This is a genomic window from Kitasatospora sp. NPDC059648, assembly GCF_042734825.1.
Taxonomy (GTDB): Bacteria; Actinomycetota; Actinomycetes; order Streptomycetales; family Streptomycetaceae; genus Kitasatospora.
Genome location: NZ_JBHWDU010000132.1, coordinates 1 through 14,682, shown reverse-complemented (window position 1 = coordinate 14,682; position 14,682 = coordinate 1). Strand labels below are relative to the sequence as shown.

Sequence of the window (14,682 nt, the reverse complement as noted above, 5' to 3'; positions counted from 1 at the left end):
GAACCGTGCGGCAGGCTCCACTTCGATGCTCACCCGGCCGAGACAGCAGGCTCGAACTCACGATCACCAAGCTCGATTGAGCAACAGCTACTGAGTGCTTTTCAACCTGAATTGCAGGTCACGGGGCTGGTGGGGGGCTGGGCTGCTCGGGCCGGTGGTGGGGGGCGTGATCACCGTAGGTGATTATCCGTCAGCGGCTGGCCTCGGCGTTCGTCAGGACGAGCAGTGCGCGCAGGAGCTTGGTGGCGTGTCGGGCATTCATGCGGACCTTGGTGAGGATACGCCACGCCTTGAGGTCGGCGAAGCCGTGCTCGTTGGCCGCGCGTTCGCGGCTGACCAGCTTCGGCACCGCTCTTGAGAACCGGCCCGCGCCCGTTGCGCCCCGGGGCGAACTCCCCCGCCGACCGGCCCTGCCCCGGACCGGCCGCAGGCCGTTGCGGCGCCGGTTCCTCCCCGGGGGAAACGGCGCCCGCCGCGCGCCCGGCCACCGCGGCGCCCGTTTCGCCCCGGGGCGAAACCCCGCCCGGCGGTGAGCGGCTGCGCGACCTGGTCGACCAGCGCCTCGCCCAGCAGCAGACCGCCCCCCGGCCCGCACCCGCTGCGCCCACCCCGGCCTCGCCGCAGCAGCCCGCTGAGCTCCCGGTCCCGGCCGACCCGATGCACCGCCGCCTGCCCCCGAGTGACGTGCGCGTCGCCCTCGATGCGGGGCGGTTCGGTGACTGGTGGGCGCTGGCCGGTTGGACGGTCAACCCGGACGTCTACCTCGTGACGGGCGAGGGCCATCAGGTCGGCTGGGTCGAGCGCGGCCTGGCCGGCATCGGCGACCGGTGGGTGGCGGTGTACGAGGGCTACTGCTGACTTACCTTCCTGGGCCCCGTGCTGCTGGTGGTGGGTGGGTTGGGGGCTGGTTGGTGTGTCCGGGCGCTGCGCTGGGCTGTTGTTCTTCGCGTCCGGCTGGTGCCGGCCGCTCGGTGGTGGGGGTGGGAGGCGGCTGGGACAGCCGCTTTCGTGCCCGTTCTAGGACCACCAGTCGTCTTGCTGGTGCGGGTCCGTGAACAGGTGGGTGCTGCGGCCTGCGTCGATCAGCTGGGTCCACTCCTGGTGGAGCATGCCCGCCAGCGAGTCGTAGCCGCGGCGGCGGAACTCGCGCTCGACGGCCGCGGGGTCCCATTGCGCGTTGCCGGTGTGGAAGTCGAAGCGGACGTCGTCGGTCGCGGTCTCCAGCACGGTGACGTGCCAGCTCCCGCCGGGCGTGCGGGAGGGGTAGGCGAGGGCCAGTAGTGGGGCGCCGGCCTCGCGGGCGGTGCGCAGGGCCGCGTGGACGGGCGCGTTCAGCTCCGCGACGGGGGTGGACGGGTCTGGCAGGTAGCGGCTCATGTCATCGCTCCGCGGGTCGTCGGGGCCTTTGCCGGTCCAACGATGCCGACGCCCGGGCCGTGGCGGGCCCACTGGGTGGGTGTGACCTGTTGTCGCCTGGTGGGGTGTTTTAGCATGTTTCGGGTGTTTCTCCCCGGGTCGGTTGGGCTGGTTTCCGGGGGTGTGGTTGGGGGTGGGGTGGGTTGGGGGGTGTGTTCGCCGTGGGCATGCCATGCCCGGGGTAAGGGGTGGTGCCCGGGTGGGAATGTGGTGTCGCGTTTCCCGCTGTTTTCGCGGCTGTTTTCCGATGCTGTTTCACGGCTGGTTTTCCGATGCCTTTTTGGCGTGGTGCTGACGGGTTTTCGGTGGTGTGGTGCGAGTGGCCCCGGTGTTACTCATGGAGCGCCGTGGCGGCCTTGGTGTGGCCCTTGGTGCGGCTTTTGACGTGCTCCTTTGGTGTGGTCGTCAGCGCGTCTCGGGGGCGGTCCGGTGGCTGCGCGCTGGCCGCCGGCGCGCCGTGGCGGCCCCGGCGCTGGATGGCCCGCGCGGGGCATGGAGTCGGTGCTGCGCCGTCGCTTGGTGCCTCGCGCGTGGCATGGAGTGGACGCCGCTTCGCCGCTTGATGCCTCGCGCGGGGCATGGAGTTGGGGTGCTGTCCTGCCTACTGCTGTGCCTGGTTGCTGCCCTGTTGCTGAGACGCTGGGACGCGTGCCCGGTCGGGTCGCTTGGGTCGCTGGGCACCGGCCGCCGGGGCGCCGTCCAGGCCGCCGTCCTGGCCGCTCGTGCGGCGCCCTGGCCGCCGTCCCGGTCGCCCGGCGCCGCCCCCTGGCCGCCCCGTTGCGGTCGCCCGCGGCCGCGTCCGCCTCGGTGGCCCGCGCCGCCCACCCTCGGGGCCCCTGGCTCCACCTCGGTGCCCCGGGCTGGTCCCACCTCGGCCACCGCTCCACCCTCGGCGTATCGCGCGGCTCCACCTCGGCGCATCGCGCCGCACCCCCCACCGGCCGGCACCCGCTGCCCCGGTGCCGCCGCAGGCGGCCCGCGGGCGCCCCTGGAGGGTCGCCAGGCCACGCCACGGCCCCGCCCCGGACCGGGAATTCCCGCACCTGCCCAAGGGCCGCGCTGCGCACCGAACCGATGGGCGGCCGGCCGCTACGGCCTCCCCAGGTCCTGACCCCCGACACACCATCAACCTCCGCCTGCGGTAGCACCCGGCCGCCGAGCGGCGTGGGCCTTCGCTACAGCGTCGCAGCCGCGGCCGGCTCGTCGTCGGTGTGCTGGGGCCGGCTGCGGGCAGTGACCCGGTCTTCGCCGGACAGCTTGGCCTGCTCTCGCCCCACGGCCTGGCCTCTGGAGATGCTGCACTCCCCCGCGAAGGGTCGACGTGCGGATGAGTCGGCAGAGGCATACCGTCGTAGGCGAACTAGCGGGCGGGTGGAGGGCTTGGGCTGCGGCCTTCTGGATTTCCAACAGATCCGGCGGTCGGCATGGGGAGCGGTGGTGCGAAGCCGCATCGCAGTCCTGGACCGGAGGGTCCGGAGGGTGATGTCCGACTTTTCATGGTGTCGTCGGGCCGCGGCGGCTGCCGTGTCTTCGCCCCGACATCGATCACCGGCAGACGCACAACTGCCGGGCTTCGGCCGGACCTCCGCGTCGGAATCCGCAGTTCATCCCCCAGTGCCAGACAGGCATTCGCCAATCCGGAAGGGGAGTTTCATGGCCACGATGGTAGGCATCAAGTACGGCGTCGCATACTCGTGGGTCGGGCGCAACTCGGACGGCCGTCTCGCGGTCTTCGCCCGGGGCGCCGACGGCAGACTCCAGTACATCTGGCAGATCGCCCCCAACGACAACCTGAACTGGTCGGACTGGACACCGCTCGGCGCCAGCGTGACGGGTGTCCCGGTCGTCGCCCCGAACGCGGACGGCCGACTGGAGGTCTTCGCCCACAGCGGCACCGACGCCACTCTTCGGCACATCTGGCAGACCGACCGCAACGACCACCGGAAGTGGTCGGCATGGGAGTCGCTCGGCGGCAGCATGGTGGGCAACCCGGCGGCCGTCCAGAACTCTGACGGCCGACTGGAGGTGTTCGTCCACGGCGCGGACGGTACGAACAGCGAGATTCGGCACATCTGGCAGACCGCCCCCAACAACGGCTATTCGGGCTGGGGAACGATCCAGGTGTTCCCGGTCCAGCAAGCCGACCCGGCCGTCGCCCCGAACGCCGATGGCCACCTGGAGGTCTTCGCTCATTCCGCGGGCGGCGACGTTCAGCATGCGTGGCAGCGCCCTCTCATCAACGGCTGGAAGGTCGGCAGGGGGCTTGGCGCCGCCAGCTGCGCGAGCAATCCCGCGGTCGTCCAGAACCAGGACGGCCGGCTGAACCTCTTTGTCCGCTACAGCGACAACACCCTCTGGCAGATCTGGCAGACCGCCGCCAACAACGGATGGGCGGCAGACTGGGAATCGCTCGGCGGCAGCGTGACGGGTGACCCGGCTCTCGTCCAGAACAGAGACGGCCGGCTGGAGGTTTTCATCCGCGGCACCGACAACACCCTTCAGCACGCATGGCAGCACAGACCCAACAACGGATGGACGAGGTTGGAATCGCTCGGCGGCACCCTGGCGGGCGACCCGGCCGCCACCCAGAACGCTGACGGTCGGCTGGCGGTCTTCGCCCCCTCCGCCCAGGGCGACATCCAGTACATCTGGCAGAGTCCGGAGGGCCCCAACCACGGATGGTCTCACTGGCAATCGCTCGGCACACCCTGAGCAGCTCCGAACCCGGCAGCCGGCCGGTGCCGGGGCGATACTCCGCCCCGACACCGGCTTCGGCCTCCGCACCTCACCCGGCGTCGTGGCAGGTGTCGTTGGCGCGGAGGCGGTGCGTCACCTGTCTTCGCAGACGAGGACGGCACTCTGGGCGGCGCGGCGCCCCTCGGCGGTCAGCCCGATTCCCGCACGACCACCATCGGGCTCGTACCCCTCGTGCCACGCCGGCGCCTTCGCACCCGCCGTCGGCGCGATGCTCGGTGATCGCGTGGTCCGGAGCGCTGCGCGGGGTGCGCGAGGCCAACAGGCAGACGGCCACGGCTGCATGAGGGCCAGGGACGGGCTTGGGCTGGCCGCGGTGTCTTGGCAGCGTCCAGGAGGTGGTGCACCGCCTCGGGAGAGGCTTCGGCGGTGGGGCTGCGCCCCGCCCTCTCGGCCTCGCTCGGCCCCGCTGCGCTCCGCCCGCACCGTGCCGCCTCGGCGCCTGCGCTGCTGTGGTGGGTCAGTGAATCGCTGGTTGATCTTGTTTGTGGGCTGGGGTTTTGCGGGTTGGTTGAGAAGTTCTGGGGGGCTGGTGGTGTGTTCGGGTGTATGTGCCGGTTCCGCTGGTGTCGGTGGCTGGACATCCGGGCTGTGTGACCTGCGTGTTTGTGTGGTTGGTTGAGAGGTGCCGGATGGCCCACGCAGGCACCGCCGAAAAGCGGCGGCCTGCGGCTCGTCCGGCCGGGCCGACAGCCGGATGACAGCGGTATGAAAGCGGCGCCTGACACCGTCCAGAGGCAACGGGAGAGCGTCACCCAACAGCCGAGGAGGGGACCGTCGATGGCCGAGGCACAGCACGCCACCAGGAGCCGCGAGGCGAAGGTCGGCGGGCCGTCGCGGCGCAGCGCGCTCAGGGCGGCCGTGGCCGGGGCGGGGGCGGTCACCGCGCTGGGCGCGGGCGCCTCCGTCGCGCACGCGGACGGGCCTGGGCGCGGCGCGCCCACCTTCGTCCTCGTCCACGGTTCGGGGAGCAACTCCTTCTACTGGCAGCCCTTGTTGCGGGAGCTGGGCCTGCGCGGACACCGCGCCATCGCGGTCGACCTGCCCGGGCACGGGCTCGGCGCCCACCTGCCCGAGTCCTACCAGTGCCCGCAGGACCTCGAGCGGCTGCGCACCGAGCCGTCCCCGCTATCCAAGGTGACGCTGGGCGACTTCGCCGCGCACGTCACCGACGTGGTGCGGCGGGCGCGCCGCAACGGCCCGGTGGTGCTGGTGGGGGAGAGCCTCGGCGGTGCGACCCTCAACGCGGTCGCCAACCGGGTGCCCGAGCTGGTCGCGCATCTGGTGTACGCCTCCGCGTTCTGCCCGACCGGGCACCCCTCGGTGCTGCGGTTGATGATGACCCCTGAGGCGGCCACCAGCGCCAGTTTCAAGATTCCCGGGGTGCCGACGCCGCCGGAGCTGGGGATCAGCCGGGTCAACTGGCGTTCGGGCGATCCCGCGTTCTTCGCGGTCGTCAAGGAGGCGATCGCCGCCGACCGGCCGGATGCCGAGGTCCGGGCGCTGATGAACATCCTGGAACCGGACGAGTCGGCGGCGGTCGGCGCGAGCGAGGACGCCCGCGGTCTCCCGGCGGCCTGGGGCCGGGTGCCGCGTACGTTCGTGCGCTACACGCAGGACCGCATCATCCCGTCGCCGCTCCAGGACCTCATGATCCGTGAGGCGGACGACGTCACACCGCGCAACCGCTTCCGTGTGCGGTCGCTGAGCGCGCCGCACGCCGGTCCGCGTGACCCGGGCCTGCTGGCGCACGAGCTGGGACTTGTTGCACGGCTGTGCCGCTGAGCGGGCCACGGCCGGCCCGGCACCGAGACGGCCGGGCCGGCGCCCGACGCGCTGCTCTCCTCGCCCCAGCGACGATCGCGGTCGACGAGGCCGGCTACCCGTCGTCGAAGGTCCTCGACCGGCCGCGACGAGCCCGCTCACCGAACACCCGCGCCACCCAGGCGTCGAGTCGAAGGCCGAGCACCGCCGCCGAGCCGATCCCCGGCGCGCCAGTCGATCCGCCGGCCCCGAAAACGCCCCGGGACAAACCGGCGCCGACGCCGACCGCGAGGGCGCGGAGCCTTTGCCCGCGTTGTGCTCCATGGACGACGAGACGATCTACGGCCCGACCGTCTACACCTGGACGCTCGGCCAGGGGATCGAGCACGGCTACCTCGCCGACTACCGCGTCCTGGTCCCCGTCGTCACCGACGAAGACCTGCGCGACCTGCTCAACCTCCCGGCCGTCGCGGACCTGCGCTCCCAGCGCTCGAACGAGGACCTGCTGCGCCTGGCGTTGCAGGTCGCGGTGCTGCGCGCGGTCGCGGACCTGGACCTGCGACGGGTGATCACGTTCCACTCGCGGGTGTCGGGGGCGCGGGAGTTCGCCGCGGACCTGCCGGCGGCAGCCGCGCCGCTGAAGAACGCGGACCGGGCGGAGCGGATCTGGGCGAAGGCGGTGGCCGGCACCGACCGGCGTTCGCGGAGTTCAAGGCCCACACCGGCGAGGACGGCGAGGAGTGCGGCATCCTCTGCAACTCCTTCCTCCTGACGGAGGGCATCGACGTCGCCGCCGTGGACGCCGTCTGCTTCGCCGACCCCAAGTCCAGCGTCATCGACATCGTGCAGGCCGTCGGGCGGGCGCTGCGCCAGTCTTACCGGCAGGGCAAGGTCTCTTGGGTCATCACCCCCGTCTACCTCCCCACCCCGCTGATCGGTGACGAGACGGCGGCCGCCGATCCGGCCGAGGTGAAGGATGCGGGCGAGGCGGTGAAGGCCGAGGCCGACACCGAGATCGAGGCCTCCAGCTTCCGCACGATCTGGCGGGTCGTGCAGGCCCTGGCCGCCCACGACGCCCGGGTGGTTGGCCGCATCACCGAGCTGCGCGCCCACCGCGCCCAGCCCCAGCACGCCACGGCGCAGGACTCCGAAGAAGGCGCGGCCGCCGAGGCCGGGACGGGCGAGCAGCCGGCGGCGGCGGTGGAGTCGCCGGTGGACTGGCTGCGGATCGACGCCCGGCGCCACGCGGCGCGGATCCTCCAGACGGTGAAGCTGCGCGCGTTCAACCCGCGGGCGGTCGAGTGGCAGCGCATGCACGCCGTCGCAGTGTGCCCATGCGCGGCGTGCGGTCGCGGGGAGGACGTGGCCGAACACGCTGCCGGAGAAGTGTCCGTCGGCCAGGACGGTGTCCGGGTTCTCGAGTTCTTTGAGGATGCGTTCCCGGGTCGCGGTGGCCGCGGCGGGATCGTGGTCGAACGCGCAGGTCCAGTGGGTTTCGGTGACCTGGGCTTGGGTGTGCATGACGTCGCCGAGGATGACCAGGTGCCGGGGATCCTTGCCCGACGGGTCGGTGACGACCAGGCTGAGGTGTCCGGGGGTGTGGCCGGCGGTGTTCAGCACGCGCACCCCGGGCGCGATCTCCTCGCTGTCGGCGACGAAGCCGATTCGGTCGGCGAGGGGCGCCTGGACGGCCCGTGGATCGGGGCCGGCGGGGTCGGCGGTGCCGGACCAGTGGTTCCACTCGGCCTCGGTGGTCAGGTGCCGGGCACGGGAGAAGGTCAGCTCCGTGACGGGCCGGTCCGGGGCGAGGCCGGGGGCCGGGGCGAACGGGCTGGTCCAGCCGACGTGGTCGTGGTGCAGGTGCGTGTAGACCACGGTGTCGATGTCGGCGGGCGTCAGGCCCTCGTCGGCGAGCGAGTCCAGGAGGGCCCCGCCGTGGAAGTCGGCCACTCCCGGAACCGTGAACTCGACGCGCCCCAGCCCGAGGTCGACGAGGAGGTTGCGTCCGTCAGCGCGCGGATCAGGAACGAGCCGATGCTGACGGTGAACCGGCCGTCCGGATCGAGGTCTGCGCCGTGTGTGGCCCAGCCTTCGGGGGCGCTGCCCGGCAGGAAGGCGGAGGGGTTGATGCGGCCGTACCCGTCGGGCAGGAAGGTGACGGCGGTGCTGCCGACGTTCAGCCGGGCGCGCGGTGCGGGGTGGGTCATGAGAACCTCCGGGGAGAGCGTTGCTTTGTCCGCCACTCACTTTCGGAGCGTGGCCACCCGTTGGGAAGTACGCACTTGCACGTCAGTCCCCGACCCGGAAGTTGGCTCTGTCCTCTTCACTCCACATCAGTTAGCTTGCACTGGTGTCGCTTTCGCCTCCTCGCCGCCGGCCACGTCCCGGAACTCCCGGTCGGGCGCCCGTGCTTCTTTCGGACGGTCACGTCGCGGACGTGTACAGCGCCCCATGCCCTTCGCGGGCGGCTCTGGACCGCATCGCAGACAAGTGGACCGCGCTCATCGTGGGCCGGCTGGCCTGCGGCACGAGACGCTTCGGTGAACTGCGGGACGAGATCCAGGGCATCAGCGAGAAGATGCTGGCCCAGACCCTGCGCAGCCTGGAACGTGACGGGTTGGTCAGCCGCGAGGTCCATCCCGTGGTGCCGCCCCGGGTCGAGTACCGGCTCACCGAGCTCGGCCACACCCTCGAAGGCCCGCTGGCCGCCGTGCGCGAATGGGCGGAGCAGCACATCAACGAGGTCGAGCGGGCCCGACTGCGGTACGACGCCGGGGCATGACGTCGCCGCCACGATCACCCGCACTGTCACGCCGCAGCCGACGACCGGGTCCGCCTTGACCGACTGGGAGTCGATCACACCCGCGCTCGGCTCCGGATCCCGCCCGGCCTGCTCGCGCACCCTGCGGCGGAGCCGGTCGTGGAACTCCTGGACCAGACCGTGGTCGCGCCAGCGGCGGAAGAAGGCGTAGACGTGGTCCCACGGCGGGAAGTCAGCCGGGATGGCCCGCCATTTCGTGCCGCTGTCGACCAGGTAGCGGATCGCGTCCAGTATCGCGCGGTGGCAGTACGCCTCCGGCTGCCCGCCCCGGCCCCGCAGCCAGCCCGGCGCCGGAAACAGCGGTCGCACCACCGCCCACTCCGCATCCGACATGTCCGTCGGGTAGCGGCGCTCGCGCGCCTCGTGGCCGCCGGCGTTCCCGAACCGGTGAGCCAAGCAGTCACACGCAAGGGTGGCAGAAGTGGACTCCACCCACGTGATGCCGTAGAACTGCGCCAACAGGGCCTCCTGGACTGCTCGTTGGCGTAGACACCCTTTGAGCTACCAAGAGGCCCTGCTTTCATGCGCGGCGGCCGCCACACTCACCCGATCGAGTTCCCGTTCGACCGGCGCTCCTCAAAACCGGAACGGCGCCAGCCGCTCAAGGCCGGCCGACAGCGTCAGCGGCATGCTCCTTGAGGAATGCGCCCGCATGGGCCGCGGCTTCCTCCGCGGTTGCGTAGCACGCCCCGTCGCCGGCCGCACCGGGTGCTCCGTCGGCGCCCTTGCCCGTCCAGTTCCAGCCGCCGGATGGCGCCTGGACCAGTTCGGCCGTCCCACCGAAGATCTCAAGATTGCTCGTTCGTGCTGTCGAGGGCGCCGGGCGGGTGATGGCGTCGGGCCACTTCTTGCGGGCGCCCTGGCGGGTGATGCCCCACACGGCCCCCAACTGCTCGTAACTTGCCCCGTAGGAGCCGGCGGTCGCTGCCGCGTTCGCGGTCAGTCGCTTGACCTCCGCGTCCACCGTCCTCCAGGCGGCAAGGACGGACAGAGCCACTGCGACGGGGTCGGCGTCCCACATGCGGTCCGCGGGAAGCCCGGTCGCTCGGGAGCGAATGGCCGAAGCCAATGGGTTTACGGCGTCATACAGAGCCTTGTCGAGTTCTACCTGTTCTTCTCGGGTGATCTCAGGCATCGTCACATGACAACTATAGTTAACTACCTCGGGATTGACAACTCTAGTTACCGACTGGCGGCGTGATCGCGCCCCGCTCGGCCTGGTTCCGCTACTGGCCGAGGCCCTGCCGCCAGCCCGGCACCCGCCGAAGCCGCCCGATCGAGACTCTCGTTCGACCGGTGTCGCTCAAGGTTGGAACGACAACACCCACTGAGGATCAAGGCGAGCCGCGCTCGCGCCGCAATGGGGCCGCCGCCGGAAAAACTTGACACTTGTGCCACTTTCTCTATTGTGGCAGTTGTGCCACTTTTCGCATCCTGGGTTCGCCTCCCATCCCGCCGCGCGATCCGGATCGGCTACACCGCCGCCGGGGCCTACTTCGGCTGGCGCTGGGCGTTCGTAGAGCACGGTCCGGTCTGGCAGCGCGCCGCAGGTGTGCTGGCCCAGATGGCGCTGCTCTCGGCGCTGGTGCTGCTGGTCAGATGGCAGCGCCGGCGGCGCACCGGTTCCGTCGGGCCGCACCGGCTGCCGCTGCGGAACCTGGTGCTGGGCAAGCTGCTGCTGGTCGCCCTGGCGACCGGCGCGGGGCTGCTGCTTGCCCACTGGACGTCCGAGGCCCAACTGATCGCGGGCACCGGCCTGTTCCTGGCGATCGCGTTCGGTGGTCCGGTGCTCCACCGGCGGCACGACGCCGATCCCCCAGAACCCCCGTCCCCCCGTACGACACCACCGGAGGGTGCCATGACCGACACCGCCCGCCCGAGCGACCTGCCCGAGCTGCCCCGGCAGCGCAGGTGCCCCTTCGACCCCGCGCCCGGTTACCGGGCACTGCGCGAGTCCGCGCCGATCAGCCGGATCACCTTCCCGAGCGGCGGCTCCGGCTGGCTGGTCACCCGCTACGAGGATGTCCGCACGCTGCTCGCCGACCCCAGGTTCAGCTCACGGCTCGCCGTCAGCGCACCGCATGTGCGCAGCGCGGTGGCCGCGCTGCCGGAGCAGCCGCTGCCCGGCGCACTGCTGCGCCTGGACGAGCCTGAGCACGCGCGCTACCGGCGCCCGGTCATGCGGGCGTTCACAGTCAAGCAGGTCCAGCAGCTGCAGCCCCGGATCCAGCAAATCGTGGACGAGCGGCTGGACGCCATGGAGAAGGCCGGCGGGCCGGTCGACCTCGTCGCTGAACTCGCCCTTCCCGTCACCTCCTTGGTGATCTGCGAACTGCTCGGTGTCAGCTACGACGACCGCGAGACCTTCCATCGCCTGGCCGACCAGCTGCTGGCCATCGAGTCCTCGGCCGAACAAGGGCAGCAGGCCAGGGCGGAACTCGCGTCCTTCATCGCCGCGCTGGTCGCCGCCAAGCGCGAGCAGCCGGGCGACGACCTGCTCAGCACCCTGATCGCCGAGGCCGACGCCGATCCGGACAGCCCGCTGACCGACGTCGCGCTCACCGTGCTGGGCTCACTGCTGCTGATCGCCGGCCACGAGACCACCGCCAACATGATCGCGCTCGGCGCCCTGACGCTGCTGGAACACCCCGACCAGCTCGCCGCCCTTCGCGCGGACCCGGCCCTGGCCGACCGCGCGGTGGAGGAGTTGCTGCGCTACCTGACGATCATCCAGTTCGGCCTGGTCCGCGTGGCATCCGAGGACCTCACCCTCGGCGGCCAGACGATCAAGGCCGGCGACTACGTGGTGGCCTCGCTGCCCTCCGCCAACCGCGACCCCGGCCTCGGCATCGAGGACCCGGACCGGCTGGACATCGCCCGCGACTCCGCCGCCCATGTCGCCTTCGGCTACGGCCCGCACCAGTGCCTGGGCCAGCAACTCGCCCGCGCCGAAATCCGGATCACCCTCACCTCGCTGTTTGCCCGCTTCCCCGGCCTGCGGCCGACCGTACGGGTCGACCAGCTCCCGTTCCGCGACGACATGGTCATTTACGGCCTGCACCAGCTGCCCGTCACCTGGTGAAGCAGCCCCGACCCCTAAGCAAGGACACCCCATGCGCATCACCCTCGACCAGGACCGCTGCTGCGGCGCCGGCACCTGTGTCCTGACCGCCCCTGAGGTCTTCGACCAGCGCGATGACGGCATCGCCGTCCTCCTCGACGCCGACCCGCCCGCGGAGCTCGCCACTTCGGTCCGCGACGCGGCCGCGCGCTGCCCCGCCGCCGCCATCCGAGTGGAGGCCGAATGAGCGGGCGAACGTGCGAACCGACCGGAGCGGGCGCATGAGCAGCGCACCGCACCGGGTGGTCGTGGTCGGCGCCTCCGCCGCCGGGCTCACGGCGGTGGAGACGCTGCGCCGCGAGGGCTACCACGGCCGGCTGACCCTGCTCGGCGCGGAGCCCCATCTCCCCTACGACAGACCGCCGTTGTCCAAGCAGGTCCTGTCCGGTGCCTGGCAGCCCACCCGCGCCGCCCTGCGCGGCGGCGAGGACTACGCCCGGCTGGACCTGGACCTGCGACTGGGTTGCCAGGCCATCGGCCTGGACACCAACCAGCGCAGTGTCCAGCTCGATAACGGCACCAGCCTGGCGTACGACGGACTAATCATCGCCACCGGCGTCACGCCCCGGCGCCTGCCCACCGGGCACGAGCTCGAAGGCGTCCATGTCCTGCGCACGCTGGAGGACGCCGAACGGCTGCGCCGGCACCTGGTGGGCCGACCCCGGCTCGCCGTGATCGGTGGCGGCTTCACCGGTGCCGAGGTCGCCGCCACCGCCTGCAGCCTCGGCGTGGAGACCACCCTGGTCTGCCGGGGCCCGTTCCCGCTCGCCGAACGCCTGGGCCCGGAACTCGGCCGACTCGTCGGCGAGTTGCACACCGACCATGGAGCACGGCTGCGCACCGGGGTCGGCGTCGGCTCGCTGCTCGGCGCGTACGGACGGCTGACCGGGCTGCAACTGACCGACGGCAGTCTGCTGGAGGCAGATGCCGCCGTGGTGGCCATCGGGTCCACGCCAGCCACCGCCTGGCTGCGCGGCAGCGGCCTGGACATCGCCGACGGTGTGCTCTGCGACGCCTACTGCCAGGCGGCGCCGGGCATCTACGCCGCGGGGGACGTCTCCCGGTGGCACCATCCACGGCTCGACCGCACCCAGCGGCTGGAGCATCGCACCAACGCCTCCGAGCAGGCCATCGCCGCAGCCCGCAACCTGCTCGGCGCACGCGAGGAGTACGCGCCGCTCCCCTATTTCTGGAGCGACCAGTACGACACCAGGATCCAGGCGTACGGGATCTGCACCCCGGACGCGGAGCTCGAAGTGGTGCACGGCGACCCCGGACAGCGGTCCTTCGTCGCCCGTTACCGGACGGACGGCCGGATCACCGGCGTGTTGGGCTGGAACAGCCCGCGGGCGCTGCGCTCCTGCGTGGCTGATCTCGACCGGGGGTCGTCCCTGGCGGGTTGACCACCAGAGGGCCGGGGTGGGCGGAGACCGATCAGAGGTCCGCGCTCGCCTCGGCCAGTACCGCGAACGCCGTCGGCAGTAGCCGGCCGAAGGCGCCGACCGGCACCTCCCCGGTCTCCCGCCGCTCCCGTACGGTACGGACGACCGCGCGCATCGCCGACATCGCCGTCATCGCCAGCACGGCGGCCCGCAGATCCGCGTCGGGGCCCGGCGGCATCCGGTCCGCGAGCAGCTTGGTGAGCCTGCCCTCCAGTTGCACGAAGGCGTACACCAGGCGGTCCGTCACCAGTTCCTCCGCCCCCTCCAGCGGATGGGCCAGCGCGACCAGGGTGGTCTGCGGAGCATCGGCCACCGCCGCCAACACCGCTTCGCGCAGCGCCACCAACGCGGGCTCCTTGCGGGGGCGACGAGCCAGCTCCTGCGTCAGCCGCTCGAACGACTCCGCGAGGTCCGGCAGCAGCAGGTCCTCCTTGCTGTCGAAGTAGCGGAAGAACGTCCGCGGCGACACCCCGGCCGCCTCGACGATCTCGGCGACCGTCGTCTCGCCGAACCCGCGCTCGGCGAACAGTCGCGCGGCCGCGGTACGCAGCGCCTCCCGGGTCTCCGCCTTCTTGCGCTCGCGCAGCCCGGGAGCGGGCGCACCATCCGATCGAGCCATGGGCCCAGACTACGCCAACCGGCACCTCTGCCAGTTTCGCGGCCGTCTCGCCCGCCCAGGCCTTGCTGGCCGCCGTCCGGGCCGGGCCCGTTGGCGCCACGGCAGCGTCCGTGTAGGGGACGCTGAAGAGCACGTTTGCACCTCGGCACACCCGAACGCGACTGCCCTGGCGCCCTCGGCGCGCCTACCGCACCGGAGTTTGCCCGTAGTGCTCCAGAACAGCTTCACCGCTGCTGGCTTCGGACAACGTGGCCGAGGCCAGCGGTCCGGCATGATCGGTAACCGTGCTCGTACGGATGATCTACCTGTTCGCCACGCGGATCTTTGCGTGGCTGGCTCTGCTGTGCAGATCCGCCGCGGCCAGGAACGCCGAGATACTCATCCTGCGGCACGAGGTCGCCGTGCTGCGCCGACAGGTCGCCGCGCCGAAGCCCGGCTGGCCGCGCTCGCCCGAGTACTGCCCCGGGCGCTCCGTGGGCACCGGATCGCCACGCCACGCACCTTGCTTGCCCGGCACCAGCGCCTGATCAAGCAGAAGTGGACCCAGCCGCCTTCCCCCGGCCGCCCGCCGGTATCCGACGAGCTCCACGATTTGATCATCCGGCTCGCCAACGAGAACCCGCGGTGGGGCGCACGCCGCGTGCACGGCGAACTGCACCGACTCGGACACAGGATCAGCGCCACCACCGTCCGACGCGTCCTCCGCACCGCAGGACTCGGCCCCGCACCGCGCCGTCACCCGGTG

The 14,682-nt window shown here is 71.7% G+C and carries 13 protein-coding genes and 2 pseudogenes; 9 read left to right on the top strand and 6 right to left on the bottom strand.

All coding sequences use genetic code 11. The features are described from left to right. Window positions 1-190: 190 nt before the first annotated feature. Window positions 191-349 carry a hypothetical protein gene (locus ACFV1W_RS38125; RefSeq protein ID WP_380421889.1) on the bottom strand — a complete coding sequence of 53 codons (159 nt, stop codon included), beginning with the start codon at window positions 347-349 and terminating at the stop codon, window positions 191-193. A 5-nt stretch (window positions 350-354) separates the two neighbouring features. Here ACFV1W_RS38125 and ACFV1W_RS38120 point away from each other — a divergent pair, with 5 nt between their 5' ends. Then, on the top strand, window positions 355-858 hold the full coding sequence (locus ACFV1W_RS38120; RefSeq protein WP_380421888.1) for a hypothetical protein: 504 nt from the start codon (window positions 355-357) through the stop codon (window positions 856-858). A gap of 159 nt (window positions 859-1,017) precedes the next feature. Here the strand turns inward: ACFV1W_RS38120 and ACFV1W_RS38115 are convergent, their stop codons facing one another. Further along, window positions 1,018-1,377, bottom strand: a complete 360-nt coding sequence (locus ACFV1W_RS38115; protein WP_380421887.1) for a hypothetical protein — start codon at window positions 1,375-1,377, stop codon at window positions 1,018-1,020. A gap of 1,692 nt (window positions 1,378-3,069) precedes the next feature. Here ACFV1W_RS38115 and ACFV1W_RS38110 point away from each other — a divergent pair. The 3 genes from ACFV1W_RS38110 (at window position 3,070) to ACFV1W_RS38100 (ending at window position 6,706) form a co-directional block, all read left to right on the top strand. Then, entirely contained in the window at window positions 3,070-4,128 is a 1,059-nt protein-coding gene (locus tag ACFV1W_RS38110; protein WP_380421886.1) for a hypothetical protein, read from the top strand. Window positions 4,129-4,950: 822 nt separating this feature from the next. Further along, window positions 4,951-5,955 (top strand): alpha/beta fold hydrolase, encoded by a 1,005-nt coding sequence (locus ACFV1W_RS38105; protein ID WP_380421885.1) that lies wholly within the window; start codon window positions 4,951-4,953, stop codon window positions 5,953-5,955. A gap of 301 nt (window positions 5,956-6,256) precedes the next feature. Beyond that, on the top strand, window positions 6,257-6,706 hold the full coding sequence (locus tag ACFV1W_RS38100; RefSeq protein WP_380421883.1) for a hypothetical protein: 450 nt from the start codon (window positions 6,257-6,259) through the stop codon (window positions 6,704-6,706). A 686-nt stretch (window positions 6,707-7,392) separates the two neighbouring features. On the opposite strand, the pseudogene ACFV1W_RS38095 reads toward ACFV1W_RS38100, so the two are convergent. After that, window positions 7,393-7,884: pseudogene (locus ACFV1W_RS38095) on the bottom strand (MBL fold metallo-hydrolase); the annotation flags it as partial. A 556-nt stretch (window positions 7,885-8,440) separates the two neighbouring features. Between ACFV1W_RS38095 and ACFV1W_RS38090 the strand changes: the two are divergent. Beyond that, entirely contained in the window at window positions 8,441-8,716 is a 276-nt protein-coding gene (locus tag ACFV1W_RS38090) for a winged helix-turn-helix transcriptional regulator (RefSeq protein ID WP_380421882.1), read from the top strand. Window positions 8,717-8,866: 150 nt separating this feature from the next. On the opposite strand, the pseudogene ACFV1W_RS38085 reads toward ACFV1W_RS38090, so the two are convergent. Together ACFV1W_RS38085 and ACFV1W_RS38080 are read right to left on the bottom strand one after the other, a co-directional pair. Then, window positions 8,867-9,088, bottom strand: a pseudogene (locus ACFV1W_RS38085) (transposase); the annotation flags it as partial. Between the two features lie 268 nt (window positions 9,089-9,356). Next, on the bottom strand, window positions 9,357-9,890 hold the full coding sequence (locus tag ACFV1W_RS38080) for a hypothetical protein (RefSeq protein ID WP_380421880.1): 534 nt from the start codon (window positions 9,888-9,890) through the stop codon (window positions 9,357-9,359). 282 nt (window positions 9,891-10,172) lie between these two features. Here ACFV1W_RS38080 and ACFV1W_RS38075 point away from each other — a divergent pair, with 282 nt between their 5' ends. Genes ACFV1W_RS38075 through ACFV1W_RS38065 form a run of 3 tightly spaced genes read left to right on the top strand, consistent with a single transcriptional unit; the run spans window position 10,173 to window position 13,279 of the window. Continuing rightward, window positions 10,173-11,837 carry a cytochrome P450 gene (locus ACFV1W_RS38075; protein WP_380421879.1) on the top strand — a complete coding sequence of 555 codons (1,665 nt, stop codon included), beginning with the start codon at window positions 10,173-10,175 and terminating at the stop codon, window positions 11,835-11,837. A 31-nt stretch (window positions 11,838-11,868) separates the two neighbouring features. After that, the gene (locus tag ACFV1W_RS38070; RefSeq protein ID WP_380421877.1) at window positions 11,869-12,063 is read left to right on the top strand and encodes a ferredoxin; all 195 of its coding nucleotides are present in this window, start codon (window positions 11,869-11,871) and stop codon (window positions 12,061-12,063) included. 34 nt (window positions 12,064-12,097) lie between these two features. Further along, window positions 12,098-13,279, top strand: a complete 1,182-nt coding sequence (locus tag ACFV1W_RS38065) for an NAD(P)/FAD-dependent oxidoreductase (RefSeq protein ID WP_380421875.1) — start codon at window positions 12,098-12,100, stop codon at window positions 13,277-13,279. A 31-nt stretch (window positions 13,280-13,310) separates the two neighbouring features. Here the strand turns inward: ACFV1W_RS38065 and ACFV1W_RS38060 are convergent, their stop codons facing one another. Further along, window positions 13,311-13,937 (bottom strand): TetR family transcriptional regulator, encoded by a 627-nt coding sequence (locus ACFV1W_RS38060; RefSeq protein WP_380421873.1) that lies wholly within the window; start codon window positions 13,935-13,937, stop codon window positions 13,311-13,313. Here ACFV1W_RS38060 and ACFV1W_RS38055 point away from each other — a divergent pair. Next, the coding region (locus ACFV1W_RS38055; protein WP_380421872.1) for a helix-turn-helix domain-containing protein at window positions 13,936-14,682 on the top strand (747 nt) is incomplete at its 3' end. The two genes, ACFV1W_RS38060 and ACFV1W_RS38055, sit on opposite strands and share 2 nt — an antisense overlap.

What these genes read in the sequence shown, in the direction of transcription:
- ACFV1W_RS38115 (WP_380421887.1), bottom strand. Translation starts at nt 1,377, where the DNA reads ATGAGCCGCTACCTGCCAGACCCGTCCACCCCCGTCGCGGAGCTGAAC.
- ACFV1W_RS38110 (WP_380421886.1), top strand. Translation starts at nt 3,070, where the DNA reads ATGGCCACGATGGTAGGCATCAAGTACGGCGTCGCATACTCGTGGGTC.
- ACFV1W_RS38105 (WP_380421885.1), top strand. Translation starts at nt 4,951, where the DNA reads ATGGCCGAGGCACAGCACGCCACCAGGAGCCGCGAGGCGAAGGTCGGC.
- ACFV1W_RS38100 (WP_380421883.1), top strand. Translation starts at nt 6,257, where the DNA reads ATGGACGACGAGACGATCTACGGCCCGACCGTCTACACCTGGACGCTC.
- ACFV1W_RS38080 (WP_380421880.1), bottom strand. Translation starts at nt 9,890, where the DNA reads ATGCCTGAGATCACCCGAGAAGAACAGGTAGAACTCGACAAGGCTCTG.
- ACFV1W_RS38070 (WP_380421877.1), top strand. Translation starts at nt 11,869, where the DNA reads ATGCGCATCACCCTCGACCAGGACCGCTGCTGCGGCGCCGGCACCTGT.
- ACFV1W_RS38065 (WP_380421875.1), top strand. Translation starts at nt 12,098, where the DNA reads ATGAGCAGCGCACCGCACCGGGTGGTCGTGGTCGGCGCCTCCGCCGCC.
- ACFV1W_RS38060 (WP_380421873.1), bottom strand. Translation starts at nt 13,937, where the DNA reads ATGGCTCGATCGGATGGTGCGCCCGCTCCCGGGCTGCGCGAGCGCAAG.